At 68.2% G+C, this 24406-nt stretch carries 20 protein-coding genes and 1 pseudogene; 14 read left to right on the plus strand and 7 right to left on the minus strand.

Going from position 1 to position 24406, the window contains the following annotated elements:
* Positions 1-22: 22 nt before the first annotated feature.
* A complete protein-coding gene (locus FDN03_RS07465; protein ID WP_212743878.1) occupies positions 23-637 on the minus strand; it encodes a TetR/AcrR family transcriptional regulator C-terminal domain-containing protein in 615 nt (204 codons plus the stop codon).
* A gap of 151 nt (positions 638-788) precedes the next feature.
* On the opposite strand from FDN03_RS07465, the gene FDN03_RS07470 reads away from it, so the two are divergent.
* The 4 genes from FDN03_RS07470 (at position 789) to FDN03_RS07485 (ending at position 5223) form a co-directional block, all read left to right on the plus strand.
* The gene (locus FDN03_RS07470; protein ID WP_138175592.1) at positions 789-1766 is read left to right on the plus strand and encodes a nitrilase-related carbon-nitrogen hydrolase; all 978 of its coding nucleotides are present in this window, start codon (positions 789-791) and stop codon (positions 1764-1766) included.
* The gene (locus FDN03_RS07475; RefSeq protein WP_249354416.1) at positions 1759-2868 is read left to right on the plus strand and encodes an agmatine deiminase family protein; all 1110 of its coding nucleotides are present in this window, start codon (positions 1759-1761) and stop codon (positions 2866-2868) included. The genes FDN03_RS07470 and FDN03_RS07475 overlap by 8 nt, the downstream gene beginning before the upstream one ends.
* Positions 2865-4394: an APC family permease gene (locus tag FDN03_RS07480; RefSeq protein WP_138175594.1), complete on the plus strand. Its 1530-nt coding sequence runs from the start codon at positions 2865-2867 to the stop codon at positions 4392-4394. The genes FDN03_RS07475 and FDN03_RS07480 overlap by 4 nt, the downstream gene beginning before the upstream one ends.
* A gap of 94 nt (positions 4395-4488) precedes the next feature.
* Positions 4489-5223 (plus strand): sulfite exporter TauE/SafE family protein, encoded by a 735-nt coding sequence (locus FDN03_RS07485; RefSeq protein ID WP_171021168.1) that lies wholly within the window; start codon positions 4489-4491, stop codon positions 5221-5223.
* On the opposite strand, the gene FDN03_RS07490 is transcribed toward FDN03_RS07485, so the two are convergent.
* The 3 genes from FDN03_RS07490 to FDN03_RS07500 are packed head-to-tail and all read right to left on the minus strand — an operon-like array spanning position 5220 to position 9600.
* Positions 5220-6014, minus strand: coding sequence for a CoA ester lyase (locus tag FDN03_RS07490; RefSeq protein ID WP_138175598.1), 795 nt, complete (start codon positions 6012-6014; stop codon positions 5220-5222). The two genes, FDN03_RS07485 and FDN03_RS07490, sit on opposite strands and share 4 nt — an antisense overlap.
* Positions 6011-8026 carry a biotin carboxylase N-terminal domain-containing protein gene (locus FDN03_RS07495; protein ID WP_138175600.1) on the minus strand — a complete coding sequence of 672 codons (2016 nt, stop codon included), beginning with the start codon at positions 8024-8026 and terminating at the stop codon, positions 6011-6013. Before FDN03_RS07495 ends, FDN03_RS07490 begins: the two co-directional genes overlap by 4 nt.
* Before the next feature lie 2 nt (positions 8027-8028).
* The gene (locus tag FDN03_RS07500; protein WP_138175602.1) at positions 8029-9600 is read right to left on the minus strand and encodes a carboxyl transferase domain-containing protein; all 1572 of its coding nucleotides are present in this window, start codon (positions 9598-9600) and stop codon (positions 8029-8031) included.
* 233 nt (positions 9601-9833) lie between these two features.
* Here FDN03_RS07500 and FDN03_RS07505 point away from each other — a divergent pair, with 233 nt between their 5' ends.
* The 5 genes from FDN03_RS07505 (at position 9834) to rlmN (ending at position 15776) form a co-directional block, all read left to right on the plus strand.
* Positions 9834-10982 (plus strand): hypothetical protein, encoded by a 1149-nt coding sequence (locus FDN03_RS07505; RefSeq protein WP_138175604.1) that lies wholly within the window; start codon positions 9834-9836, stop codon positions 10980-10982.
* A 261-nt stretch (positions 10983-11243) separates the two neighbouring features.
* Positions 11244-12395: a type III polyketide synthase gene (locus tag FDN03_RS07510; protein ID WP_138175606.1), complete on the plus strand. Its 1152-nt coding sequence runs from the start codon at positions 11244-11246 to the stop codon at positions 12393-12395.
* Positions 12392-13102, plus strand: coding sequence for a methyltransferase domain-containing protein (locus tag FDN03_RS07515; protein ID WP_138175608.1), 711 nt, complete (start codon positions 12392-12394; stop codon positions 13100-13102). Before FDN03_RS07510 ends, FDN03_RS07515 begins: the two co-directional genes overlap by 4 nt.
* Positions 13092-14267 (plus strand): NAD(P)/FAD-dependent oxidoreductase, encoded by a 1176-nt coding sequence (locus FDN03_RS07520; RefSeq protein WP_171021169.1) that lies wholly within the window; start codon positions 13092-13094, stop codon positions 14265-14267. Before FDN03_RS07515 ends, FDN03_RS07520 begins: the two co-directional genes overlap by 11 nt.
* A gap of 66 nt (positions 14268-14333) precedes the next feature.
* A complete protein-coding gene (gene rlmN / locus FDN03_RS07525) occupies positions 14334-15776 on the plus strand; it encodes a 23S rRNA (adenine(2503)-C(2))-methyltransferase RlmN (RefSeq protein ID WP_249354418.1) in 1443 nt (480 codons plus the stop codon).
* Between the two features lie 57 nt (positions 15777-15833).
* Here rlmN and FDN03_RS07530 read toward each other — a convergent pair.
* The 3 genes and pseudogenes from FDN03_RS07530 to FDN03_RS07540 all read right to left on the minus strand — a co-directional run.
* Positions 15834-17189: pseudogene (locus FDN03_RS07530) on the minus strand (DHA2 family efflux MFS transporter permease subunit); the annotation flags it as partial.
* A gap of 79 nt (positions 17190-17268) precedes the next feature.
* Entirely contained in the window at positions 17269-17892 is a 624-nt protein-coding gene (locus FDN03_RS07535) for a TetR/AcrR family transcriptional regulator (RefSeq protein ID WP_138175614.1), read from the minus strand.
* Between the two features lie 224 nt (positions 17893-18116).
* Positions 18117-20258 (minus strand): heavy metal translocating P-type ATPase, encoded by a 2142-nt coding sequence (locus tag FDN03_RS07540; RefSeq protein ID WP_249354460.1) that lies wholly within the window; start codon positions 20256-20258, stop codon positions 18117-18119.
* 400 nt (positions 20259-20658) lie between these two features.
* Here FDN03_RS07540 and FDN03_RS07545 point away from each other — a divergent pair, with 400 nt between their 5' ends.
* From FDN03_RS07545 to FDN03_RS07565, 5 genes are all read left to right on the plus strand, one after another.
* The gene (locus FDN03_RS07545) at positions 20659-21114 is read left to right on the plus strand and encodes a DUF6153 family protein (RefSeq protein WP_138175618.1); all 456 of its coding nucleotides are present in this window, start codon (positions 20659-20661) and stop codon (positions 21112-21114) included.
* A gap of 119 nt (positions 21115-21233) precedes the next feature.
* Positions 21234-21821, plus strand: coding sequence for a DUF305 domain-containing protein (locus FDN03_RS07550; protein ID WP_138175620.1), 588 nt, complete (start codon positions 21234-21236; stop codon positions 21819-21821).
* 77 nt (positions 21822-21898) lie between these two features.
* Positions 21899-22540: a CueP family metal-binding protein gene (locus FDN03_RS07555; protein ID WP_171021171.1), complete on the plus strand. Its 642-nt coding sequence runs from the start codon at positions 21899-21901 to the stop codon at positions 22538-22540.
* Positions 22541-22679: 139 nt separating this feature from the next.
* Positions 22680-23165 (plus strand): carboxymuconolactone decarboxylase family protein, encoded by a 486-nt coding sequence (locus FDN03_RS07560; RefSeq protein ID WP_138175622.1) that lies wholly within the window; start codon positions 22680-22682, stop codon positions 23163-23165.
* Positions 23162-24352: an aminotransferase class I/II-fold pyridoxal phosphate-dependent enzyme gene (locus FDN03_RS07565; protein WP_138175624.1), complete on the plus strand. Its 1191-nt coding sequence runs from the start codon at positions 23162-23164 to the stop codon at positions 24350-24352. The genes FDN03_RS07560 and FDN03_RS07565 overlap by 4 nt, the downstream gene beginning before the upstream one ends.
* The last annotated feature ends 54 nt before the right edge of the window (positions 24353-24406 follow it).

The raw sequence follows: 24406 nt of genomic DNA on the forward strand, positions 1-24406 counted from the left end.
CCCGGCGCGGAGCAGGGGCCCGCTACCCCCGCGCGGAAACCCGGGCTTCGAGCCCCGCCAGGATGATGTCCAGGCCCTGCCCGAAGGTCTGCTCGGCGCGTTCGGCGGACCCCAGCCCCTCTTCGAGGGCTTCGGTGAATGACGCTGAGGAATCGACATCGGCCGCCCAGACCTCATCGGGGGCGGCCGCATCCAGCGCCGAGCCCAGGACGAAGGAATCAATGATGGTGATCGCCGTCAACCGTGCCGCCGGGTCGAAGCCGGCACCGGCCAGGGTTTGGGCCAGGGCGTCATAGACGCGCAGCGTGGTGCGGTCCCGCACGGTGTGGCTGGTGAACAGGGGAATTAGCCGCGGGTGCCGGGAGTAGGACTCGAAGTAGGACACCGCGATCAAACGCAGGGTTTCCCGCCAGTGGCCGCCAGGCGCTTCGGGCAGCTGGACCCGGGACATGGCCTGACCGCGCATCAGCTCGATGATTTCATCTTTGCCGCCGACGTGGTTGTAGAGCGAGGAAGCGGACACCGACAGCGCCTTGGCCAGTTGCGGAATGGTGAATTCCCCGTTCTTGTCCACCAGCTTCAGCGCGGCGGCGGCAATGAGTTCGCTGCTGAGCTTGGGGGTTGAGGGGCGGGCCATGGGTGTCTACCTACCTATCTGAGGGCGATGAGCTGAGCCTATCAGAACTAAACGAATTTAATTCGTTAAAACTCTTGCTCTTGTGGTCTGGCTCACCCTATGCTGGAAAACGAATCGCATTCGTTATCGGATTTTCAAGGACGTGGATCCCATGAAGGAAATATTGGCACTGACCCCTCCAGCATCCCCGGCACGTGCCGCCGCACCGCAGCGCGGCACCGTGACGGTGGCCGCCGTCCAGCACCGCTGGCATGAGGATGAGGCGGTGACCCGCGCCGAACTGGCCGAAGGCATTGAAAAGGCGGCTGCCCACGGTGCGCGCATTGTCTTCCTTCCCGAACTGACCCTCAGCCGCTATCCGGCGTTCCAGAAGCCGCAGCCCGGGCAGGCCGACGCCCAGGCCGAAGACCTGCTGACCGGCCCCACCTACCGCTTCGCCGCCGAACAGGCCGCAAGGCACGGCCTGTATGTGCATATCTCACTGTTCCGCAAGGCCGAGGCGGCCGACGGCCTGGGACTGAATACGGCCATCATCATCTGCCCGGACGGTGAACTGGTGGCGGCCACCAACAAGCTGCACATCCCGCGCACGGCCGGCTACTACGAGCACACCTACTTCCGGGAAGGCCCCAACGAAGACCCCTACCCGGTGCACGAGCTCTCGGGCATCCCCGGGCTGCGGATGGGCCTGCCCACCTGCTGGGATGAATGGTTCAGCGAACCACCGCGCATCTATTCGCTGGCCGGCGCCGACCTGCTGGCCTATCCCACCGCCATTGGCTCCGAACCGGACCACCCGGACTTCGACACCGAACCGTTGTGGCGCCAGACGATCATCGGCAACGGCATCGCCAACGGCCTGTTCATGGTCGTCCCCAACCGCTGGGGCACCGAGAGCGGGCTGAACTTCTACGGGTCCTCCTTCATCTCCGACCCCTACGGACGCATCCTGGCCCGGGCACCGCGCGATGAGTCCGCGGTGCTGGTGGCCACGCTGGACCTGGATGCCCGCCGCGACTGGCTGAGCCTGTTCCCCTTCCTGCGCACCCGCCGCCCGGAAACCTACCAGGCCCTCACCGACCCGAAGACCGATTCACCCCTGGGAGAGCAGGTGAAGACCAATGCGTAGGCAGAGCACCGCCAGCCCGGCCACCGACCGGACCCAGCAACCCGTCCTGAGCATGCCGCCGGAAACCGCACCGCATGAACGGATCTTCATGGCGTTCCCCAGTGGCGGCTACACCCTGGGCGATACGCGCCAGCAGGCCGAGGCGGCCCGCACCGCCTGGGCCAACGTGGCCCGCGCCGTTTCCCGATTCACTCCGGTGACCATGATCGTGGATCCCGCGGCCGAAACCGATGCCCGGCGGCACCTGGGGCAGGACGTGCACTATGAACTACGCCCCCTGGATGACGCGTGGATGCGCGACATCGGCCCGACCTTCGTTGCCGACGCGCAGGGAAACCGGGTGGCCATTGACTGGAACTTCAACGGCTGGGGCGCCCAGTCGTGGGCCACCTGGGGCAAGGACTCAAGGATTGCGGCAGAGGTCGCCGCGCTCGCCGGCGCGCGGCGCATCCGCTCCGCAATCACCAATGAGGGCGGCGGCATCCACGTGGACGGTGAGGGCACCATCCTGGCCACCCGCAGCGTCCAACTGGACCCGGGACGCAACCCGGGACTGAGCGCGGAGCAGATCGAGGCGGAGTTCGCCCGCCAGCTGGGGACCTCCACGGTGATCTGGCTTGAGCGGGGATTGACGCGGGACAACCAGGAATTCGGCACCCGCGGGCATGTGGACATCACCGCCTGCTTCCCCGAGCCCGGGGTGGTGCTCTACCATGACCAGCGCGATCCGGCGCATCCGGACCACGTCATCTCCGAGGAGATCCGCCAGGTCCTGGCTGAGTCCACGGACGCGGCCGGGCGGAAGCTGAAGCTCATCCCGGTCCCCGCGCCGCGGGCCCTGCGGGATGCGCAAGGGTGGGTGGACTACTCCTACCTCAACCACCTGGTCACCAACGACGGGGTCATTGCCTGCACCTTTGATGATCCGAATGACGACCTGGCGCTGGGCATCCTGCGCCGGGCCTATCCGGGCCGTGAGGTCGTGGGCGTGGACGCCCGCGAGCTGTTCGCCCGCGGCGGCGGCATCCACTGCATCACCCAACAGCTGCCGGCGCGCCGTGCCGCAGCCGGCAGCCCGGAAGCAGGCGGTGGGGAACAATGAGCACCCTGACCAGAACCACGGGGCCGGCCGCGCCGGTGCGCGAGCAGCGCCCCCAGGGCAAGGGCCTGCGCGGTGGCCAGATTGGCCTGGCCACCGCCACTGTCATCGGGGTCTCCACCATCGCCCCGGCCTACGTCATCACCAGTACGCTCGGCCCCACAGCCGATGTGGTGGGCACCCACCTTCCGGCCATCTTCCTGGTCGGCTTCATCCCCATGTTCCTGGTGGCCCTGGGGTACCGGGAACTGAACCGGGCGCTGCCCGATAACGGCACCACCTTCACCTGGGTGTGGAAGGCGTTCGGCCCGAGGGCCGGATGGCTGGGCGGCTGGGGGCTGCTGGCGGCGAACATCATTGTGCTTTCCAACCTGGCCGGGGTGGCGGTGGACTTCTTCTACCTGTTCCTGGCCCAGCTGACTTCCCGCCCGGAACTGGCGGACCTGGCCGCGAACCCCTGGGTCAACGTGGCCACCTGCCTGGTGTTCATGCTCGCCGCAACCTGGGTGTCGGTGCGCGGGTTGCATGCCTCGGGCATCGTGCAGTACCTGCTGGTGGGCTTCCAGCTGGTGGTGCTGGGCTGGTTCATTCTCGCCGCCATGTCCACCTCCGCCCCGGCCGCCCACGTGAGCATGGAGTGGTTCAACCCGATGGGCATCGACTCGTTCTCCGCACTGGCGGTGGGGCTGAGCCTGTCCATCTTCGCCTTCTGGGGCTGGGATGTGTGCCTGACGATGAATGAGGAAACCAAGGCCGGGGAACGCACCAGCGGCCTGGCCGCCGGGATCACCGCGGTGGTGGTGTTGGGCCTGTATCTGCTCAGCGCGGTGGCGGCCACGGTGTTCGCCGGCATCGGTACGTCGGGGCTGGGGCTGGCAAACCCGGAACATGCCGGGAACATCTTCGCGGTGCTCGCCTCCCCGGTGATGGGGCCGGCCGCGATCCTGTTGTCGCTGGCCACCCTGTCCAGCTGTGCCGCCTCCCTGCAGTCCACCATGATTTCCCCGGCCCGCTCGCTGCTGGCCATGGGGCACTATGGGGCGCTGCCGCAGGCCTTCACCCGGGTGCACCCGCGTTTTGGCACTCCCGCGTTTGCCACGGTGATCGCCGCGGTGCTCTCCACCGGGTTCTACGCGCTGATGCGTTTTGTTTCCCTGAACGTCTTGAATGACACCATCCTGGCGTTGGGCATGATGATCTGCTTCTACTACGGGATCACCGCGTTCGCCTGCGTCTGGTACTTCCGCCGCACCCTGCGCGGGTCGGTGCGCAACCTGATGCTGCGCGGGCTCGCCCCGCTGCTGGGCGGGATCGCGCTGGCGGCGGTGTTCTTCCAGACCGTGATCGACTCCCTGGACCCGGCCTACGGCTCGGGAACGCAGCTGGGCGGGTTTGGGCTGGTGTTCCTGGTCGGGGCCGGGATCCTGGCTGCCGGGGCGCTGTTCCTGATCCGGGCGCGGCACCGCCGCCCCCGCTTCTACACCACGGTTGCCCAGTGTGCGCCGGCCGAACCGGGGCCGGGGAACTAGGCCCGGTCGCCCTGGCGGTCAATGAGGTAGCGTTGTCCGGGGCTGGTTTCAGTCCCGGACAATGTCTTTTGGGAGGGCGCGCTCGGTGGGTACGGTGACAATTGGTGCAATTCTCGCACTCAGCGCCGCCACCTTCGTGGGCGCCTCGACCCAGCGGGTGAGCGGGATGGGTTTCGCCCTGGTCTCCTCACCCTTCATCGTGATGGTGCTCGGCCCCTTCGAGGGGGTCATGCTGGTGAACTTCCTGGGCACCTGCAGCAGCTTCTTGATCCTGGCCCAGGTGTTCCGGGAGGTGGAATACCGCAAGGTCATGCTGCTGCTGGTCCCGGCGGTGATCATGACCGTCCCCGGCGCCTGGGTCGCCAGCCAGCTGGGCGGACCAAAACTTTCCATCGCCATCGCCTTGATGGTGATGCTGGCCCTGGGATCCAGCTTCCTGCTGCGGAACCTGAAATCCGCCGACAGCAAGGGACTGGCCATTGGGGCCGGGGCGGTGTCCGGGTTCATGTCGGTCACCGCGGCGGTCTCCGGTCCGGCGATTGCCGCCTACGCGGTGGCCAGCCGCTGGCCGCAGGCGAAGTTCGCGATCTCGGTGCAGCTGTACTTCTTTGTGCTCTCCATTGCCTCGCTGATCGCCAAGGGCGGGATGCCGCAGCTGCACTGGAGCCAGTGGGTGGGCTGCGCCATCGCCATGGTGTGCGGCATCCTGCTGGGCAACTGGCTGGCCCCAAAAATCCCGCACAAGGTCAGCCGCGCCTTCGTGGTGATCATCGCGTTCGCCGGGGCGCTGACCCTGCTGGCCAGCGGCGTGCGCGAGATGCTGGGCTAATCCCGTTCCAGGATCTGCCGCGCCTGGCGCAGCACCGGCTCGTCGACCATCTGGCCCTCAAAGCTGAAGACCCCACGCTCGTTCTGCGCGGCCTGCAGCACCCGCTGCGCCCACTGCCGCCGCTGCGTGCCGGCGAACGCCTCGCGCACCACCGGCACATGGGAGGGGTGGATCAGCACCTTGGCGGTGAACCCGCTGGCCTGCGCGTCCTCCGCCTCGGCCGCGAGCCCGGCCAGGTCCGGGATGTCCAGGTAGACCGAGTCCAGCGCCTGCTTGTCCCAGGCGCGGGCCGCCAGCAGGACGCGAGCGCGGGCGTGCACGGCAACCTGCCGGTAGGCGCCGTCGGCGCGCCGGGAGGAGGTCCCGCCCAGGGAGGCGACCAGGTCCTCGGCGCCCCACATCAGCCCGTGGACCGCCGGATGGGCGGCCAGGGCCTCGGCCGCCAAGACCCCGCGCGCGGTCTCAATCAGCGCGTACACCCTTAGCCCCTCCAGCTCGGTGAGCACCCGCGGGTCCTCGGCCTTGGGCAGCATCACCTTGGTGTAGCCGCTGGTGCGCACCATGGCCAGGTCCTCGGCGAAGTGCGGGGAGTCGGCGGCATTGACCCGCACCAGGGTGCGCGCCGGATCCAGTGCGGATTCGCCCACCCACTGCCGGGCCTGGTGTTTTGCGTCCTGCGCGACCGCGTCCTCCAGGTCCAGGATCACCACGTCGGCGCGTTCGGCCGCCTTGCCGTAGCGTTCGGGACGGTCTGCGGGACAGAAAAGCCATGCCGGGCCCATGCTGCTCATCCTTCCTCGGCCGCCTCGGCGTAGTGCATCTGCGCCACCGGCTGCCGGGCCGTGAGCTGGTCACCCAGGCCCACCAGCAGCTTCACGGTTCCGTCCGCCGGGGCGGTGATCTCGTGTTCCATCTTCATGGCCTCCACCGCCAACAGCACGTCTCCGGCCTGCACCTGCTGGCCGTCCTGCACGTTGAGCACGCACACCGCCCCGGGCATGGGGGAGAGCAGCTGGGCATCCAGTGGTGAGGCGGCACGCTGCAGCAGGGCCAGGGAGCGGGAGAGCTGCTCGGCGCGGTCCACCCGGCGCAGCGCGAACGTTGCCGCCCCGCGCTGCACCCACGCGGTGCCCTGGGGGTCCAGCTGGGCGCGCAGCGCCCGGCCGTCCACCAGCACCGGGCCCGCACCGGTGCTGACCTCGCACCGCTGGTCCTCGTGGCGCAGCTGCCAGCCGCCGGGCGTGGCCGTCACCTGCAGTTGGCATGAGTGCTCGTCGTGCTCAAGGAGCAGGGTGCGGCTGAGCGGCCCGGTGCTGCTGAACCCGGTGCTCGACCAGGGGCCGCGGCCCACCGGCTGGGCCGCCAGCCAGACGGCCGCCGCCTGGGCGTAGTCGGCGAAATCCGGGACGGCCGGCTGCCAGCGGTCAAGGAAGCGGGCGATCAGCTCGGTGTCCAGCTGCCCGGCGCGCACCTGCTGGTCATCGAGCAGGGCGGCCAGGAATTCGGTGTTGGTGTGCACCCCGGTGACCAGCAGTTCATCCAGCGCCATGCGCAGGCGCTGCAGGGCGGCGGCGCGGTCGCTGCCGGTGGCGATCAGCTTGGCCAGCATCGGGTCGTAATGCGCGGAGACGGTGGCCCCGGGGGCCAGCATCGAATCCAGGCGCAGCCCGGCGCCGGCGGGTTCCCGGTACCCGGTGATGGTGCCGGTGGAGGGCACGAAGTCGTGTTCCGGGCGTTCGGCGTACAGCCTCGCCTCAATGGAGTGCCCGTGCAGGCTGACCGCCTCCTGTCCGAAGTCCAGCGGCGCCCCGGCGGCGATGCGCACCTGCTGTTCCACCAGGTCCAGTTGGCGCCCCCGAACCCGCACCACCTGTTCGGTGACCGGGTGCTCCACCTGCAGGCGGGTGTTCATTTCCATGAAGAAGAACTCCTCCGGGCGCTGGGCGGAGACCAGGAACTCCACGGTGCCGGCCCCCACGTAGTCCACCGCCCGGGCCGCCTGGACTGCTGCGGCCCCCAGTTCGGCGCGCAGCGCCTCACCGTTGGGCAGGTCGCCGAGCAGCGCGGAGGGGGCCTCTTCGATGACCTTCTGGTGGCGCCGCTGCAGTGAGCATTCGCGTTCACCCAGGTGCACGATGTTCCCGTGCGTGTCCCCGAGCACCTGCACCTCGATGTGGCGTGGGGTTTCGATTAGCCGCTCCAGCAGCAGCGTGTCATCCCCGAACGCGGTGGCCGCCACCCGGCGGGCCGCGGCCAGCGCCCCGGACAGCTGCTCGGCCCGGTGGACCTGGACCATGCCCTTGCCCCCGCCGCCGGCGGAGGGCTTGATCAGCAACGGGAAGCCCACCTCAATGGCGCGGGCGGTGATCTGCTCATCATCCAGCCCGGCGGCGGAAAACCCGGCGGCCAGCGGCACGCCGCGGCTGGCCACCAGCTCCTTGGCCTTGATCTTGTCCGCCATGGCCTCCAGCGCGGAGACCTGCGGGCCAATCAGGGTGATGCCCGCGGCCTGCAGGGCCCGGGCGAACACCGGGTTTTCGGAGAGGAACCCGTAGCCGGGGTGCACGGCCGCCGCCCCGCTGTCCCGGGCGGCCTGCACCACCTTGTCGATGTCAAGGTAGCTGTCGGTGGCCGGGGCCGGGCCCAGGTAGAGCGCGCTGTCGGCCTCCTGCACGTGCCGGGCGGCGGCGTCCGCGGCCGAGTAGACGGCGACCGCGTGGATGCCCAGGGCCTTGAGGGTACGAATCACGCGAACGGCGATCTCACCGCGGTTCGCCACAAGAACTTTGTCAAACAGGTCCACGGCTACATCCTGAAGATTCCGAAGTTGGTGTCCGGCAGCTGTTCACCGTCGGACAGGGACAGGGCCATGCCCAGCACCCGGCGGGTGTCCACCGGGTCGATCACCCCGTCATCCCACAACCGGGCGGTGGAGTAGTAGGGGCTGCCCATCCGGTCGTAGTCGGCCAGCACCGGGGCCGCGTAGTCATCCTGTTCGGCCTGGCTCATCGGGTCCCCGGCCGCGGCGCGGGCCTCGGCGCGGATGGTGGTCAGCACCCCGGCGGCCTGGGACCCGCCCATCACCGAGATCCGGGCGTTGGGCCACATCCACAGGAAGCGGGGGGAGTAGGCCCGCCCGCACATGGCGTAGTTCCCGGCCCCGAAGGAGCCGCCGATGATGATCGTGTACTTCGCAACCCGGCAGGTGGCCACCGCGGTGACCAGCTTCGCCCCGTGCTTGGCGATGCCCCCGGCCTCCGCGTCCCGCCCGACCATGAACCCGGAAATGTTCTGCAGGAACACCAGCGGGATGCCGCGCTGGTCGCACAGCTCGATGAAGTGCGCGCCCTTCATCGCCGATTCGGAGAACAGCACCCCGTTGTTGGCCAGGATTCCGACCTTCATCCCGTAGATGGTGGCGAACGCGGTCACCATCGTGATGCCGTACTCCGGCTTGAATTCACTGACCGACCCGCCGTCCACGATGCGTTCGATGACCTCGTGCACGTCGTAGGAGGCGTTCACGTCCACCGGGACCGCCTCCAGCAGCCCGGCCGGGTCCTTGGCCGGTTCGTTCCAGTCGCGTTCGGGCACCGGCGTCGGTTCGGGCAGGGTGCGCACCATGTCGCGGATCATCGACAGGGCGTGTTCATCGTTCTCGGCCAGGTGGTCCACCACCCCGGAGACCTCGGCGTGCAGTTGGCCGCCGCCCAGCTCCTCCGCGCTGACTTCCTCGCCGATGGCGGCCTTCACCAGGGGCGGGCCGCCCAGGAATATGGTGCCCTGCTCGCGCACGATCACGGTTTCATCGCTCATCGCCGGCACGTAGGCCCCGCCGGCGGTGCAGGAGCCGAGCACCGCGGAGAGCTGGGGGATGCCGCGCGAGGAGAGTTGGGCCTGATTGTAGAAGATCCGCCCGAAGTGCTCGCGGTCCGGGAACACCTCATCCTGCATGGGCAGGAAGGCCCCGCCCGAATCCACCAGGTAGATGCACGGCAGGCGGTGCTCCAGGGCAATCTGCTGGGCCCGCAGGTGCTTCTTCACGGTCATCGGGAAGTAGGTTCCGCCCTTGACCGTGGCGTCATTGCACACCACCATCACCGCGCGCCCGGCGACCTGGCCAATGCCGGTGATCATCCCGGCGCCGGGACTCGCATCGTCGTAGAGCCCGTGGGCCGCCAGCGGGGCGACCTCCAGGAAATCCGAGCCTTCATCCAGCAGCCGGCTGATCCGTTCGCGCGGCAGCAGCTTGCCGCGGGACACGTGGCGTGCCCGGGACTTTTCACTGCCGCCCAGGGCGCTGCGCGCCAGTTTTTCGCGCAGCTCATCGACCAGGGCTCTCATGCTCGGTGCGGTGTCCGGAGTTGGTGTGCTCATCAGTCACTTCCCATCGGGTGGAGGTAAGAAGCGACCCGCTTTTCAGTTAAGGGTCATTTACTCTTCTAGCCAACAGTGTGATCCGCGCCATGTCAATGCCGCCACCGTGTTTTGCCCGCATTCCCCGGCGGGCAGGGCACCGAGGCGGGCCGGGAGGGGCCCGGGCGCTAACCGTGGCGGCCCGGGTTGGACCCAAAAATGAAAACGCGGCGGCAAAAAGCCACAATAGAGGGGTGTCTACCCTCAGCCCTTCGGATACCCGCCATTCGCCTGCCGTTGAACTGGACATTGAGCGCCAGGCACTCTGGGCCGGACTGATTTGCTCGCTGCTGGGCACGGCCGTGGGCCTGCTGCTCTTCGCCGGTGGTCGGCCCACCCTCTACGGCGGGCTGTCCGTGGGGGCGTTGGGCGCCATTTCCGGGGGCATTGCCGCGGCCGGCAGCAGCGTCTGGGGGTTCCGGCACCTGCTGGTGCAGCGGGAGCGCTGGCTGTGCGAACTGCCGCGCTGGCGGGAGCTGAACGCCATGTTCGCCCTGCTGCTGGTGCACGCCGCGATTGCCGTGATGGCCCTGAACGTCTTCTTCTACCTGATCCAGCGTTCCTTCTTCGGGCTGACCGTGGACATGTTCGCCGGCAGTGTCATGGTGGGGCTCGGGACGGGGCTGAGCGCCTACATCTCCCTGGAGGCCACCGCCCGCACCAGCTCGCACACGCTGTCGGTGGTGCTGGGCGGGTTCATGGTCTCCGGGGTCATGCTCAGCATGTTGGTGGCCGAAAACCCGATCTGGTGGAAAACCATGTTCTCCACCCTGGGCACCTTCGACAGTGGGGTGCGCTCCTTCTGGGCGTTTAACACCACCTTGTTCGTCACCGGCCTGGTGCTGGCGACCTTCAGCGAATTCCTGCTGCGGGACCTCAGCCGGCTGGCCCAGGCCTATGACCGGCGGGCCCGGGTGCGCGGGCAGCGGCTCTCACGGGTCTTCCGGCCCCGGCCGAAGGTGGTGCGCTGGTGCCTGCTGATCGTGGCCGGCGGGGTGATGCTCGCCGCCGTGGTGCCGGTGAACACCCTCGGGGACCTGCACGCCAGCGGGGTGTGGGCGGCCAGCGCCGCCCTGGTGGTGCTGTTGGCCGGCTCCGTCTTCCTGTTCCCCGGCTTTCCGGCGATCTTCCACCTGCTTTCCCTGGCCGCCCTGGGCGGGCTGGTGCTGTCCATGATGCTCTGGGCCCGTTGGGACTACTTCAACCTCACCGGCTTTGAACTGGCGGCGGTGGCCGTGCTGTTCGGCTGGATCAGTGCGTTCATCCGCACCACGGCGGCGCTGCTGGAGGTGACCATGCAGAAGCTGCAGGCCGAGGAAGAGGCAGCGGACGCGGGCCGGTGAGAGCCCGGTTGACAGCCGGTGCCCGAGGCGGGCCGAGATGCGCCCAACCGGCAAGGTCAGCTGCGGTGGCCAAGCTGCCGAGGTCGACGCCCTGGGGGGGGTGGACAGCACGGGAACCGTCGGCAACGGCAACGGCAACGGCAACGGCAACAGGGCGAGGCAGGGGCCCGGCGCTGCAAGGTGTGTGGGGTGAAGGTTCGGATCCACTGGGAATTGCTGAACGTCCTTTACCGCCCCGAAGCCACCGCATAGGCTCGGCCCATGTCGGTCATGCTTAGAACCATTCAGACGGCCGTGCCGTCCACTGTCCTGCACCAGCCCGAGGTTCGTGACGTCTTTGCCGCCCAGCCCGGGCTGACCCGGCTGGGACAGCGGCTGATCTCCACCTCCTTTGACTCCGCGGCCATTGACACCCGCTACACCGTGGTGGAGGAGTTTGACCGGGATAAGCCGGTGGAGGGTGAAGCGGTGTTCTACGACGGGCAAACCAATGAGCTGCGCCGCCCCAGCACCCGCACCCGCAACGAGGTGTACGCCGCCAAGGCGCCGGCGCTGTACATTGAGGCGGCGCGCAAGGCCTTGGAAGCCTGCCCTGACGTGGATCCCTCCCAGGTCACGGACCTGATCACCGTGTCCTGCACCGGCTTCTACAACCCGGGCCCGGACTACCAGATTGTGCGGGCGCTCGGATTGAACCCGGCCACCCGCCGCTACCACCTGGGGTTCATGGGCTGCTACGCGGCCTTCCCGGGCCTGCGGGCGGCGGCCGACTACTGCAAGGCGAACCCGGACGCGGTGGCGCTGGTGGTGTGCGCGGAACTGTGCACGTTGCACGTGCATTCCTCCAACGACCCGGACACCATCATGGGTTCGGCGCTCTTCGCGGACGGCGCCGCGGCCGCGCTGATCACCGGCCGGGACACCGGCGCCCCGGGGCTGCGGCTGGATGCCTTTGAAACCGTGCTGACCCCGGTGGGGGAGGAATCCATGGCCTGGAACATCGGCGATGAGGGTTTCGAAATGGTGTTGGGCACCTATGTCCCGCACATCATCGACGAGCACATCACCGGGGCGCTGGCCCCGCTGCTGGCCCACGACCCGCAGATCGACTCCGCGGCCACCGACATTGAACACTGGGCCATCCATCCCGGTGGACGCTCCATCCTGGACAAGGTCCAAAAACGGCTGGGTCTGGATGACCGGCAACTGGCCCCGGCGCGCGACGTGCTGCGTGATTACGGGAACATGTCCAGTTCCACCGTGCTGTTCGTCCTAAAGGACATCATGGACCGGCACCTGTCCCAGGCGGATCCCGCGGGGGAGAAGCTGTGCTCCATGGCCTTCGGCCCGGGGCTGACCGTGGAAAGCGCGTTGATGACCCTGCTGCCCGAGCGGGAAATCGAGGTGGAATGAGACGCCAACCCGACGCCGTGGAACAAATGGACCTTCCCGACTGCGACCCCCAGCTGCTGGAGCGCACCTACCGGCAATTCTGGCTGGTGAACCGGGTGGTCTCCGGGTGGCGCTCCCTCTACCTGCAGCGGATCCGCCCACTTCTTCCGGTCAGCGGGCCGGCGAGCATCCTGGACATCGGGTGCGGCGGCGGGGACATCACCACCGCCCTGGCCCGCTGGGCCCACGCCGACGGGCTGCAGATCCGGGTGCTGGGCATTGACGCGGATGAACGGGCCTACCGCTACGCGGCGCAGCATGCCGGGCACCGGGATCTGCCCGCGGGCTCCCTGGAATTCCGCCAGGCCTACAGCCATGAACTGCTGGCTGAACCGGGCCGTTTTGACGTGGTGGTTTCCAACCACCTGCTGCACCACCTGGATGGCCAGCAGCTGCAGGGCCTGTGGCAGGACTCGGCCAGCCTGGCCAGGCACTTGGCCCTGCACGCCGACATCCGCCGCAGCCGGCTGGCCCTGGCCCTGTTCGGTGCCGGCACCCTGCCGCTGGCCGGCAGCTCCTTCATCCGCCGGGACGGGCTCGCCTCGATCCGCCGCAGCTTCAGCCATGTGGAACTGGCGCGGCAGCTGCCTGCGGGCTGGCGCGCCGAGACGGCCGCGCCGTTCAGGAACCTGGCCGTCTACCAGCCCGAAGCGCCCCATGAAGCTTGATGCGCTGATCGTGGGGGCCGGGCCCACCGGCCTGGCCGCCGCCATCCTGCTCACCGAGGCCGGATGGCGGGTGCGGGTGCTCGATGAGCGCCGCGGGGTGGGAGAGCACTCCCGGGCGATCGGCATCCACCCACCGGGGCTGGCCGTGCTGGACCGGCTGGGGGTCGGGGAGGCCGCCCGCCACCAGGGCGTGAAAATCCGTGATGGGGCCGGGCTGTCCCGCAACCGGGTCATCGGGGCCCTGGATTTCTCGGTCATCGGCGGAGCGCACCGCTACGTCCTGTCGCTGCCGCAAAACCAGACGGTCACCCTGCTGCGCCAGCGCCTGCACGAACTGGACCGGCACGCCCTGCAGGAGGGGACCGGCTACCTGGGGCATAGTCAGGTCGGCCAGGGAGACCTGAGCATCACGGTACGCCAGGAGAACGCGCCCGGTGCGCCGGGCGCCGCGCAGCAGCTGCGGTCCCGCTGGCTGATCGGCGCGGACGGCACCAATTCTGCGGTGCGCCGTGCCCTGAACCTACAGGTGTCCGGCAGGGCACTGCCGGACACCTACACCATGGGCGATTACCCGGACACCACCGGCTATGGGCCCACCGCCGCCCTCTTCCTGCATCCGCATGGCATCATCGAATCGTTCCCGCTGCCCCAGCGCCGCCGCCGCTGGGTGGCGCACGTGGGCCGCCACGCCGCCCTGGAGGGGCCGTGGGACCTGCCCCGGATTGTCCACGAGCGCACCGGCTGGCGGCTGGAGGAACACACCTGCACCATGCGCAGCACCTTTTGCACCGCCAACCGGCGGGTTCCCGGCATGGTGCACGGCCGCACCGTGCTGATCGGGGACGCCGCCCATGAAGTCAGCCCGATCGGCGGGCAGGGCATGACCCTGGGGCTGGGGGACGCGCAGCAGCTGGCCCGGCTGCTGACCACCGGCGCCACGACGCAGCAGCTAAACCACTTCAGCAGCATGAGGCTGCGCGCCGCCCGTCGGGCCGGATACCAGGCCCACCTGAACATGCTGCTTGGCCGTCCGCTGCCCGCCGCCCTGGTCCCGGTCCGGGACCGGCTCTTTACGGTGCTGGCCGCCAACGACCGCTTCCGCACCGCGGTGGCCCGCACCTTCACCATGCGCTGGGCGCAGGGCACCGGGACACCCGGGCGCTGAGCGCCCGCCGCCGGCGTGCGGCAACTCACCGCCCATTGCCAGGCAAGACATGAAACAATGGAAACGATGACTTCTATCGACTCTTCCACACTTTCCGCGGCTGAACGCAAGGCCCTGCGCCAGGAGCAGGCCGCGGCCCAGCGCGCCCAGCAGCTGCGCATCTCGCAGTCCCGCGCCAAGGCCGAGGGCCGCACCCAGGTGGTGCCCACCCCCGAAGGCTGGAAGCAGGAGATGGGCGCCGATGGCCGCCCGCAGCTGCAGTTCGCCGCCAAGCGCCGCGTCTCCCAGCCGCCGACCCACCTGGCGGACCTCACCCTGGCCGAACGCCAGGAGAAGCTGAAGGAACTGGGGCTGCCGGCGTTCCGCGCCAAGCAGCTTTCGGTGCACTACTTCCAGCACTACACCACCGACCCGGCCAAGATGAGCGACCTGCCCAAGAACGGGCGCGAGGAACTGGCCGAGGCGATGTTCCCGACCCTGCTCACCGAGGTGAAGCGGCTGACCACCGATGACGGGAAGACCATCAAGTTCCTGTGGCGTTTGTTTGACGGTTCGCTGGTTGAGTCCGTGCTGATGCGCTACCCGAACCGCATCACCCTGTGCATCTCCTCGCAGTGCGGTTGCGGCATGAACTGCCCGTTCTGCGCCACCGGCCAGGCGGGGCTGACCCGCAACATGTCCACCGCGGAAATCCTGGACCAGATTGTCCAGGCCAACCGCGTCATCGCCGAAGGCGGGCTGGGCGGCCAGAAGCACCCGGACGAACGGGTGGGCAACATCGTGTTCATGGGCATGGGTGAGCCGCTGGCCAACTACAAGCGCGTCATGAACGCGGTGCACCGCATGGTGGCCGACGCGCCGGAGGGCCTGGGCATGAGCGCACGCGGCATCACCGTTTCCACCGTCGGGCTGGTCCCGGCGATCCGCAAGCTCGCCGATGAAAACATCCCGGTCACCTTCGCCCTGTCCCTGCACGCCCCGGACGACGAGCTGCGTGACGAGCTGATCCCGGTGAACTCGCGTTGGAAGGTCGACGAGGCGCTGGACGCCGCGCACGACTACTACGTGAAGACCGGACGGCGGGTCTCCATTGAATACGCGCTAATCAAGGACATGAACGACCACGAGTGGCGTGCCGAGCTGCTGGCCAAGAAGCTCAACGCCCGCGGCCGCGGTTGGGTGCATGTGAACCCGATCCCGCTGAACCCGGTGCCCGGATCCATCTGGACCCGCTCCGAACCGGACATCACCTCCAAGTTCGTGCACCGCCTGGACGAGCTGGGCGTGCCCACCACCCTGCGCGATACCCGCGGCCTTCTGTGTGCGCTGACGGATCCTCCGCTACCGGGTGGCCAGCGGGGATTCGCGGATCAGCATGGAGAGCAGCAGCGCGGCCCCGGCCAGGAACATCCCGATCAGGAAGATCTGCGGCATGGATCCGGCCACCGCCTGGGCCACCAGCTCCTGGCTGCGCTGCGGCAGCCCTGCGATCAGCTCGGGGGTCAGTGAACCCACTCCGCCGCCGGCGGCATCCAGCTGCACCCCGGAGGCGTTCAGGTTGCCGGTGAAGGTGGAGACGAACACCGAACCGAATACGGCGATGCCGGTCGAGGCGCCAATCATGCGGAAGTAGTTGGTCGCACTGGTGGCCACCCCCAGCTGCTGATGCGGCACCTGCGCCTGGACAATCACCACCAGGTTCTGCATCATCACCCCGATTCCGAAGCCCACCAGCAGCATGCCGGTGGCGGCGAACAGGTAGCCGGTGTCCACGCCCATGGTGCCCAGGAACGCGAGCCCGCCCAGCATCAGCACCGGCCCGGAGACCAGGAAGACCTTGTAGCGTCCGGTGCGGGAGACCAGCCAGCCGCTGCCCATCGAACCGACCACGTTGCCCAGGGTCATGGGGATCAGCATCAGCCCGGACATCACCGCGCTGGCGCCGTTGACCAGCTGGAAGTAGGTGGGCAGGTAGGAAATCGTGGCGAACATGACCACGCCCACCAGCACGCCGATGGTGGTGGCCAGCAGCACCTGCCCGTTGCGGAACAGGCTGCCGGGCATCACCGGGGCCGCGGCGCGGCGCTCCACCAGCACGAAGGCGATGATCGTCAGCGCCAGGCCCGCGCCCAACCCCAGCACCAGCGCGGAGCCCCAGCCCTGCTCGCCGCCGAAGCTGGTCAGCAGGACCACCAGCACCGAGGCGATGCTCAGCAGCACCATGCCGGCGTAGTCCAGGGTTCCGGTGCGCCGCGGGGTGCCGGGCACGTGCAGGTACTTGAGGATGAAGCCCAACGCGATCGCGCCCAACGGCAGGTTGATGTAGAAGATCCAGCGCCAGCCCCACGCCTCGGTGATGATTCCACCCAGCAGCGGCCCGCTGATCGAGGCGACCGCGAACGCGGCCCCCAGCAGGCCCATGTACTTGCCGCGGTCCCGCGGCGGGACCAGGTCCGCGATGATGCCCTGCGCGCCGATCATCAGCCCGCCGCCGCCCAGGCCCTGCAGGGCGCGGAAGGCGATCAGCAGCGGCATGGATCCGGCCATCCCGCTGAGCACCGAGCCGGCCAGGAAGACCGCGATCGCGAAGACGAACACCGGCTTGCGCCCGAACTGGTCGCCGAGCTTGCCGTAGATCGGCAGCCCAATGGTGGAGGCCAGCACGTAGGCGGTGATCACCCAGGCCAGCTGGTCGAATCCATGCAGTTCACCGACCATGGTCGGCAGCGCGGTGGCCACGATCGTCTGGTCCAGTGCGTTGAGCAGCACGGCCAGGATGAGTCCGGCGAAGACGAGCTTGAAGCCGCCGGTGCGAGTGGTCTCGCGGTTCTCCAGAAGTTTTTTAGTCATTGCCTGCCATCTGTTCCCTGCCAAGGGGTGTGGATACGGGGCGGCGCACAGCAGCGGGCACCGCATTGCCATTAACGATACTGAGCAGTTTCGTTAATGGCAATGCGGTGGCGGGGTGAGCTCCGGCACCGCCGGCAGCCAGGCGGCGGGGCTACTTCTGGTGATGCATCGCCGGCAGGATCACCTCGTCCACCACGCTTTCCACATAGGCGCGGTCCACCGGGCGGCGTTCGACCACCAGGCGGTGGAAGACCATGGCCGGCAGGATGCCCCGCGTGGACTGGGTGCTGGACTGCGCGCTCAGCTCCCCGCGGGCCCGTGCCTGCTCCACCACGGTCTGCACCAGGTGCGCCCGCGGGGTGGCGATATTGGCCATGTACAGCTCGTGCAGCTGCTCGTCGCTGGGCAGGGCCGCCAACAGGTTCACGAAGATCGCATCGCGCATCGGATCCTGGGCGAACCAGATGGCGGTGAGCTGGATCAGGTCCTCGCGCAGCGACCCGGTGTCCGGGGCCGCGGTGTTCCATTCCAGGGAGCTGATCGCCGCGGCCAGCAGCTCGGTGCGCGAGGACCAGCGGCGGTACACGGTGGCCTTCGAGGCGCCGATGCGCGCGGCCACCTCATCCATGGTGAATTGGGCAAACCCCTGCTCGGCCAGCACCTGCTGGGCGCACGTGAGGATCTGCTGATCGCGCGCGGCATCCCGGGGACGCCCGCGACGCGGGGGCGGGGAGGAGGCGGCGGGGGGATTGGCGGGTTCTGCTTGATCACTCACCCTGCCAGTGTAGCCAGCGGGCGGCGCGAGGCCGGCGGGGCGCTCGGGCGTTGGGCAGCCCTCCGCGTGTTGCCGGTCACGGGGACGGCAACCGGGGACCAGGCGGCAGTGGCCGGGGTCTGGCGCAGGACACCGGCCACCGCCGCTTGCGCCTCGAATCGCGGGGGACCGGCTCCCTGCCCGGGTTGCCGCCGGGGCGCTTGAAGCCGGTGGGGGCGAGGCTGCTAGCGCTGCCCGGCCGTGGCCGGCTCCCGCTGCGGGGCCCGGCCTGCCGAACCGGCCAGCTTCTGCGGGTCCAGCTCCACGCGGCGCAGCAGCTGGGCGTTCAGCGCCACCACAATGGTGGACAGCGACATCAGCACCGCACCCACCGCGGGGGAGAGCACGAAGCCAATCGGGGCCAACACGCCGGCGGCCAGCGGCACCGCCAACACGTTGTAGCCGGTCGCCCAGGCCAGGTTCTGCAGCATCTTGCGGTAGCTGGCGCGGGAGAGCTCAATCATCGAGACCACGGCGCGCGGGTCGTTGCCGGCCAGCACCACCCCGGCCGATTCCATGGCCACGTCGGTGCCGGCGCCAATGGCGATGCCCACCTCGGCGCGGGCCAGGGCCGGGGCGTCGTTCACCCCGTCACCGACCATCGCCACCGACTTGCCGCGGCGCTGCAGCTCAACCACCTTGCTGTCCTTGTCCTCCGGCAACACGTTGGCAAACACCTCATCGATCTGCAGTTCGGCCGCGACCGCGTCCGCCACCTGCTGGGCGTCCCCGGTGATCATGGCCACCTGGACCCCGCGCTGGTGCAGGGCCGCCACCGCGTCGCGGGAGGCCTCGCGCACCTGATCCTCCAGGGCCAATGCCCCAATCACCTTTCCCTCGCGCAGCACGTGCAGGATGCTGGCGCCGCGCTGCGTCCAGGTGCTGATCTCCTGGGCAATTTCCGCCGGGGATTCCACGCCCAGCTCGCGCAGCAGGTTCGGTCCGCCCACGCGCACCTCTGCGCCGTCCACCGTGGCGCGCACGCCCCGGCCGGTCTGCGAGGAGAAGTCACTGCCGTGCAGCTGGTGGGCCGAGGCCTGCGGGTGCTGCTTGGCGGCCGCGACGATGGCGCGGGCCACCGGGTGCTCACTGTCGGCTTCCGCCGCGGCGGCCACGGAAAGCAGCTCGCCCTCGGAAACCGGGGAAACCGCCGCGATGCTGGTCACCGCGTGGGCGCCCTCGGTCAGGGTGCCGGTCTTGTCAAAGAGCACCACGTCAATGTTGCGCATGCGCTCCAGTGCGATGCGGTTCTTCACCAGCACCCCGGAGCGCGCGGCGCGTTCGGTGGAGATGGCAATCACCAGCGGAATGGCCAGGCCCAGCGCGTGCGGGCAGGCAATGACCAGCACCGTCACGGTGCGCACCACCGCGTCATCGGGTTGGCCGATGAGCATCCAGATGATGAAGGTCAGGATGCCGGCGCCCAGGGCAAACCAGAACAGCCAGGCGGCCGCCCGGTCGGCCAGCGCCTGGGCGCGGGAGGAGGACTGCTGGGCCTCGGAGACCAGGCGCTGGATTCCGGCCAGCGCGGTGTCCTCGCCGGTGGCCTGCACCTCAACGCGCACCGAGTTGTCCGTGGCCACCGTTCCGGCCACCACGTTCTGCCCGGCGTCGCGGTAGACGGTCTTGGACTCGCCGGTGATCATCGACTCGTCGAACTCCGCGCCGCCATCCACAATCCGTCCGTCGGCCGGAACGCGGGCGCCGGAGCGGACCAGGACGGTATCGCCAGCCTGCAACTGGTCCAGGGTCACGGTTTCGGTGCCGTTCTCGGTCACCTTCTCCGCCTCATCGGGCAGCAATTCGGCCAGCGCGTCCAACGCGCCGGAGGCCGCGCCCAGCGCGCGCATCTCCATCCAGTGTCCCAAGAGCATGATGACCACCAGCAGCGCCAGCTCCCACCAGAAGTCCAGCATCAGCCCGCCAATGCCCAGGCTCGTGGCCCAGGAGGCGACCAGGGCCACGGTGATGGCCATGGCAATCAGCAGCATCATTCCCGGCTGGCGGGACTTCAGTTCAGAAACACCGCCGGAGAGGAAGGGCCAGCCGCCGTAGAAGTAGATGACGGTGCCCAGGATCGGGGCAATCCACTGGACCCCGGGAAATTGGGGAATCTGGTAGCCGAGCAGGTCGGCGAACATCGGGCTGAAGTAGACCACGGGAATGGAGAGCACCAGGCTGATCCAGAACATCTTGCGGAATACGGCGGCGTGATCGCCGTGGCCACCATGTCCACCATGTCCGCCGTGTCCGCCCTGGCTGGCGTGTGCCGAATGGTCTTCGTGCCCGGCGTGATCCTGGTGATCCGCCGGATGCTGGTGCTCCAAGTGCTCCGCGTGCTGGGCGGAATGCCCTGCTTCGGCATGCAGGGCATGTTCCTGGCGCCCTTGGCGGTGTTCCGCGTGCGCTGGAGATTGCGGTTGTCTTGAGTGGCCGTGGCGGCCTTGGTGCTCTTCGTTCTCGGAGGTACTCATGATGCCCCTTTCGCGTTCGCTGTGGAAACCATGGGTTGTGGTTGCCCGTCCTGGTTAGAGCTGCCGGTGGCGGCTTGAGTGATCTTCATTTCCTCCACCACACCCGAGACTATACCCCCTAGGGGTATTAAATCCAGTGAGGGTGAGCGAATCATCAGGAACAGACAAGGCCCCTGTCAGCCCGCGCGCCAGCGTGAAGATGGAACTTCACTGCTTAGGGGGCTCACAGTCCGTGTGGCTAGAATCTGCAGATATGAACATCCCACCCGTCCTGCGGCAGCCGCCGGCGCCTTCGGTGCCCGGCACCCTGCCTGGCATGTTGCGTGGGATTCTGCTGGCCGCGGCCGTCGTGGTGGGTTTGCTGCTGATGCATGGACTGAACCTGCACGGCACCGCACCTGCCCATGAGGCCCATCCCTTCACCGCCGCCGGGCAGCTGGCACAGACGCCGGCGGCCACCGACAACCAGCATCTGCTGGCCGATACCTCTGCCGTGGGATGCGCCGAATGCCAGAAAAGCGGTGACCAGCAGGTGGTGAGCGCCGCCTGTGTCGCCGCGCTGCTGCTGCTTTTCCTCACCCTCGGCGTGCTGCCAGCCTTCTGGGCCCGCCGCATCGGGTTCTGCCGGGCAGGACCCGGGTACCGCCTCCGGGCACGGCGCTTCCGGCCAAGCCCATCGCTGCACGCGCTGTGTATTAGCCGCACCTGATCGGCAGGCTCCCGCGCGCCTTCCTGCGCTTCCGGCGGGAGTCGAAAACCCATGCCCCGGCACGCGGACTTTCGATCCGTTCGTGCCCTCAGCGATGCGAAATCACGGAGAAAACCCACATGAAGAAGCCAATTGCCGTTCTTGCTGCCCTGAGCCTGGGCCTTGCCCCAGTGCTGGTCGGGTGCGCCACCCAGGATCAGGACCCGGGGGCCACCCCGGAGCAGACCGCCACCTCCGCCCCGGCAGCAAGCGTTAACGACGCGGACAAGTCCTTTGCCGCGATGATGAGCGTTCACCACGAGCAGGCCATCGAAATGAGCGACATCATCCTGGCCAAGCAGGGCATCGACACGCAGGTGACCAACCTGGCCGAGCAGATCAAGGAAGCCCAGGGCCCGGAAATCGAGAAACTGCAGTCCTGGCAGCAGGAGTGGGGCGTGGAAGAGTCCCACAACATGCACGACATGGGCCCCGGGGACGGGATGATGAGCGAGGAAGACCTGCAGGCCCTGCAGAAAGCCGAAGGGGTGGACGCCTCCAAGCTGTTCCTTGAGCAGATGATTGCCCACCACGAGGGGGCCGTGACCATGGCCGAGGACCAGATTCGCGACGGGTCCTACCAACCGGCCATCGATATGGCCGAACAGGTCGTCAACGATCAGCAGACCGAAATTCAGCAGATGAAGGACATGCTGGCCGGCCTGTAACCGACCCCCAAAAAACCACTCCACTCCACGCGCGGTGGGCCCCTGGCCCACCGCGCACCCCAGCACGAGGAACCACCATGGCAAAGCCGACAACAACCAAGCACAACCGCCACCGCACCGCCACCGGACACACAGCCCGTGTCCTTGGAGTGCTCGCCGTGGGGGCGCTGGCCCTGACCGGGTGCAGCAGCACCCCGGAACCGGCCCCCACCACCAGCGTGCAGGCCGCCGACTCCACGCAGCAGTTCCTGACGACCCAGGGACTCGACGGATTGAACACCACCCAGATCATCGACCGGCTGGATGCCCTGCCGGTGAGCGAACGCAGCCAAACCCTGATCGCCTCGGTGCGGCCCGCGGGACTGGTTCTCATGGATGACCAGCAGGAAGTCACCCTGCCGATGCCGGAGGACAAGTTCTACCTGTCCTTCGCCCCCTACCAGCAGCAGACCCACGACTGCCACTTCCACAGCCTGACCACCTGCCTGGGGGAGATGCAGAACTCCGACGTGAAGGTCACCGTCACCGACAACAAGACCGGGCAGAAGCTCGTGGACGAATCCATGCAAACCTTCGACAACGGATTTGTGGGGCTCTGGCTGCCACGCGGCATGGAGGGGACCCTGACGGTCGAGGCACAGGGCAAGAGCGGAACGACCAACATTTCCACGGTCTCCGATGAGGACGCGACCTGCCTGACCACCTTGCAGCTGACCTAGCCCCTCGGGCCCGGGCAGTCGCGCGCTGACCGGGAGCGAAAGGAAATCGGGGACTCGCGCCGGCGGGCCGTGCCGGAACCGGCACGGCCCGCCGGCGTCCGCTGGCTCGGGGAGCGGGGGCGCATACTAGACTCGGCTTATGGCTGTTTCTGATCCGCTGTTCCTGGACAAGTCCAATCCCGAGCTGTGGCGCTCCATCGTCGCCTTCTCCGAGCAGCTGGGGGAGTCGTACCGCAAGGCCGGCATTGACGCCCGCTTGGCAGAACTGGTGAACCTGCGGGTTTCACAGATCAACGGGTGTTCCTACTGCCTGGACCTGCACACCCGCCGCGCCCTGGAGGCCGGGGAGAGCATGCAGCGCATCGCCCTGCTGGGGGTGTGGGAGGACGCGGATCTTTTTGACGAGCGCGAACGCGCCGCCCTGGTCATCGCCGAAGCCGCGACGGAGCTGCCGTGCCATGACGAGCGGGTCGCCGCACTGGCCAGCGCCCGAATGGTGCTCAGCGACGAGGAGTTCTCCGTCATCCAGTGGCTGGCCATCTCCATGAATGCGTTCAACCGCATCTCCATCCTCTCTCGCCATCCGGTGCGCCCGCGCGAATTCAAGGTGCAGGCCAAGAAATGAAGGTTTCCCGCCGCGCCCAGGTTCCGGGCTTTGAAGTCATGAAGATTGTCGAGCAGGTGGCGGTGTTGCGCGCCCACGGCCAGGACGTGATCTCCCTGTGCGTTGGCGAACCCGGCGGCGGCGCCCCCGGGGCCGTGAACGACCGGGCCGCCGCATTGCACGGCGAACACCAGGAATTTGGCTATACCCCCGCCCGCGGCCTGACCTCCACCCGCCAAGCGGTGGCCGGGCACTACCACCGCCAGTACGCGGTGCCGGTGCCGGTGGAGAACGTGGTGATGACCACCGGCTCCTCCGGAGCCTTCCAGCTGGCGTTCCTGGCCGCCTTTGACCAGGGAGACGTGGTCGCGCTGGCGCGGCCCGGATATCCGGCCTACGCCAACATCCTGCAGGCGTTGGGGTTAACAGTCGTGGATCTGCCCACCGGGCCGGCCGAACGCTTCCAACCCAGTGTCGAACTGTTGGAAAAGGCCCGGGCCGAACACGGACGACTGGACGGGCTGATCATCGCCTCACCGAACAACCCGACCGGCACCATGTTCTCCGAAGTCGAATTGGGCCAGCTTGCCAGCTGGTGCCACGAGCAGGGGGTGAGGCTGGTCAGCGACGAGATCTACCACGGCATCGAGTTTGACCCCGAGCGTCGTTCGCAGACCGCCTGGAAGTATTCGGACAGCGCCATCGTTGTTTCTTCCTTCTCCAAATACTGGGGCATGACCGGCTGGCGGCTGGGCTGGATGCTGGTGCCCGACGACCTGGTCGAGGCCGTGGATGCGCTGGCCTCAAACCTGGCGCTGTGCGCCCCGGCCCCGGCACAACAGGCGGTGCTCGCGGCATTCGAGGAATCCAGCTACCGGGAGGCCGAGGAACGGGTGACGGAGTTCGCCCGGACCCGCGCCCTGGTCCTGGAGGGGCTGCACAAGCTCGGCATTAGCCAGGCGGCCCCTGCCGACGGAGCGTTCTACCTTTACGGGAAGCTCGCCCAGGGGGTGTTGGCCGAATTTGAAACGGCCTCGGACTACTGCACCGCCCTCTTGCAGGAGGCGGGAGTGGCCCTGACCCCGGGCGGCGATTTTGATCCCTTTGCAGGACATCAGTACATCAGGCTGTCCTTTGCCGCCGGGTACGAGCGCGTGGCCGAAGCGTTGGACCGCGTCGAAGCATTCCTTGCAAGGCATGTAGGTTAGTCAACCGGGCTTTGTAGGCAAGAGACCCAATGCGGGTGGTTGTCCACAAACCGG

Source organism: Glutamicibacter sp. V16R2B1, assembly GCF_005774635.1.
Classification (GTDB): domain Bacteria; phylum Actinomycetota; class Actinomycetes; order Actinomycetales; family Micrococcaceae; genus Glutamicibacter; species Glutamicibacter creatinolyticus.

Bases quoted from the DNA above. Each gene is read 5' to 3' on its own strand.
- FDN03_RS07465 (WP_212743878.1), bottom strand. From the start codon at position 637: ATGGCCCGCCCCTCAACCCCCAAGCTCAGCAGCGAACTCATTGCCGCC.
- FDN03_RS07470 (WP_138175592.1), top strand. From the start codon at position 789: ATGAAGGAAATATTGGCACTGACCCCTCCAGCATCCCCGGCACGTGCC.
- FDN03_RS07475 (WP_249354416.1), top strand. From the start codon at position 1,759: ATGCGTAGGCAGAGCACCGCCAGCCCGGCCACCGACCGGACCCAGCAA.
- FDN03_RS07480 (WP_138175594.1), top strand. From the start codon at position 2,865: ATGAGCACCCTGACCAGAACCACGGGGCCGGCCGCGCCGGTGCGCGAG.
- FDN03_RS07490 (WP_138175598.1), bottom strand. From the start codon at position 6,014: ATGAGCAGCATGGGCCCGGCATGGCTTTTCTGTCCCGCAGACCGTCCC.
- FDN03_RS07500 (WP_138175602.1), bottom strand. From the start codon at position 9,600: ATGAGCACACCAACTCCGGACACCGCACCGAGCATGAGAGCCCTGGTC.
- FDN03_RS07510 (WP_138175606.1), top strand. From the start codon at position 11,244: ATGTCGGTCATGCTTAGAACCATTCAGACGGCCGTGCCGTCCACTGTC.
- FDN03_RS07515 (WP_138175608.1), top strand. From the start codon at position 12,392: ATGAGACGCCAACCCGACGCCGTGGAACAAATGGACCTTCCCGACTGC.
- FDN03_RS07520 (WP_171021169.1), top strand. From the start codon at position 13,092: ATGAAGCTTGATGCGCTGATCGTGGGGGCCGGGCCCACCGGCCTGGCC.
- rlmN (WP_249354418.1), top strand. From the start codon at position 14,334: ATGACTTCTATCGACTCTTCCACACTTTCCGCGGCTGAACGCAAGGCC.
- FDN03_RS07545 (WP_138175618.1), top strand. From the start codon at position 20,659: ATGAACATCCCACCCGTCCTGCGGCAGCCGCCGGCGCCTTCGGTGCCC.
- FDN03_RS07550 (WP_138175620.1), top strand. From the start codon at position 21,234: ATGAAGAAGCCAATTGCCGTTCTTGCTGCCCTGAGCCTGGGCCTTGCC.
- FDN03_RS07555 (WP_171021171.1), top strand. From the start codon at position 21,899: ATGGCAAAGCCGACAACAACCAAGCACAACCGCCACCGCACCGCCACC.
- FDN03_RS07560 (WP_138175622.1), top strand. From the start codon at position 22,680: ATGGCTGTTTCTGATCCGCTGTTCCTGGACAAGTCCAATCCCGAGCTG.
- FDN03_RS07565 (WP_138175624.1), top strand. From the start codon at position 23,162: ATGAAGGTTTCCCGCCGCGCCCAGGTTCCGGGCTTTGAAGTCATGAAG.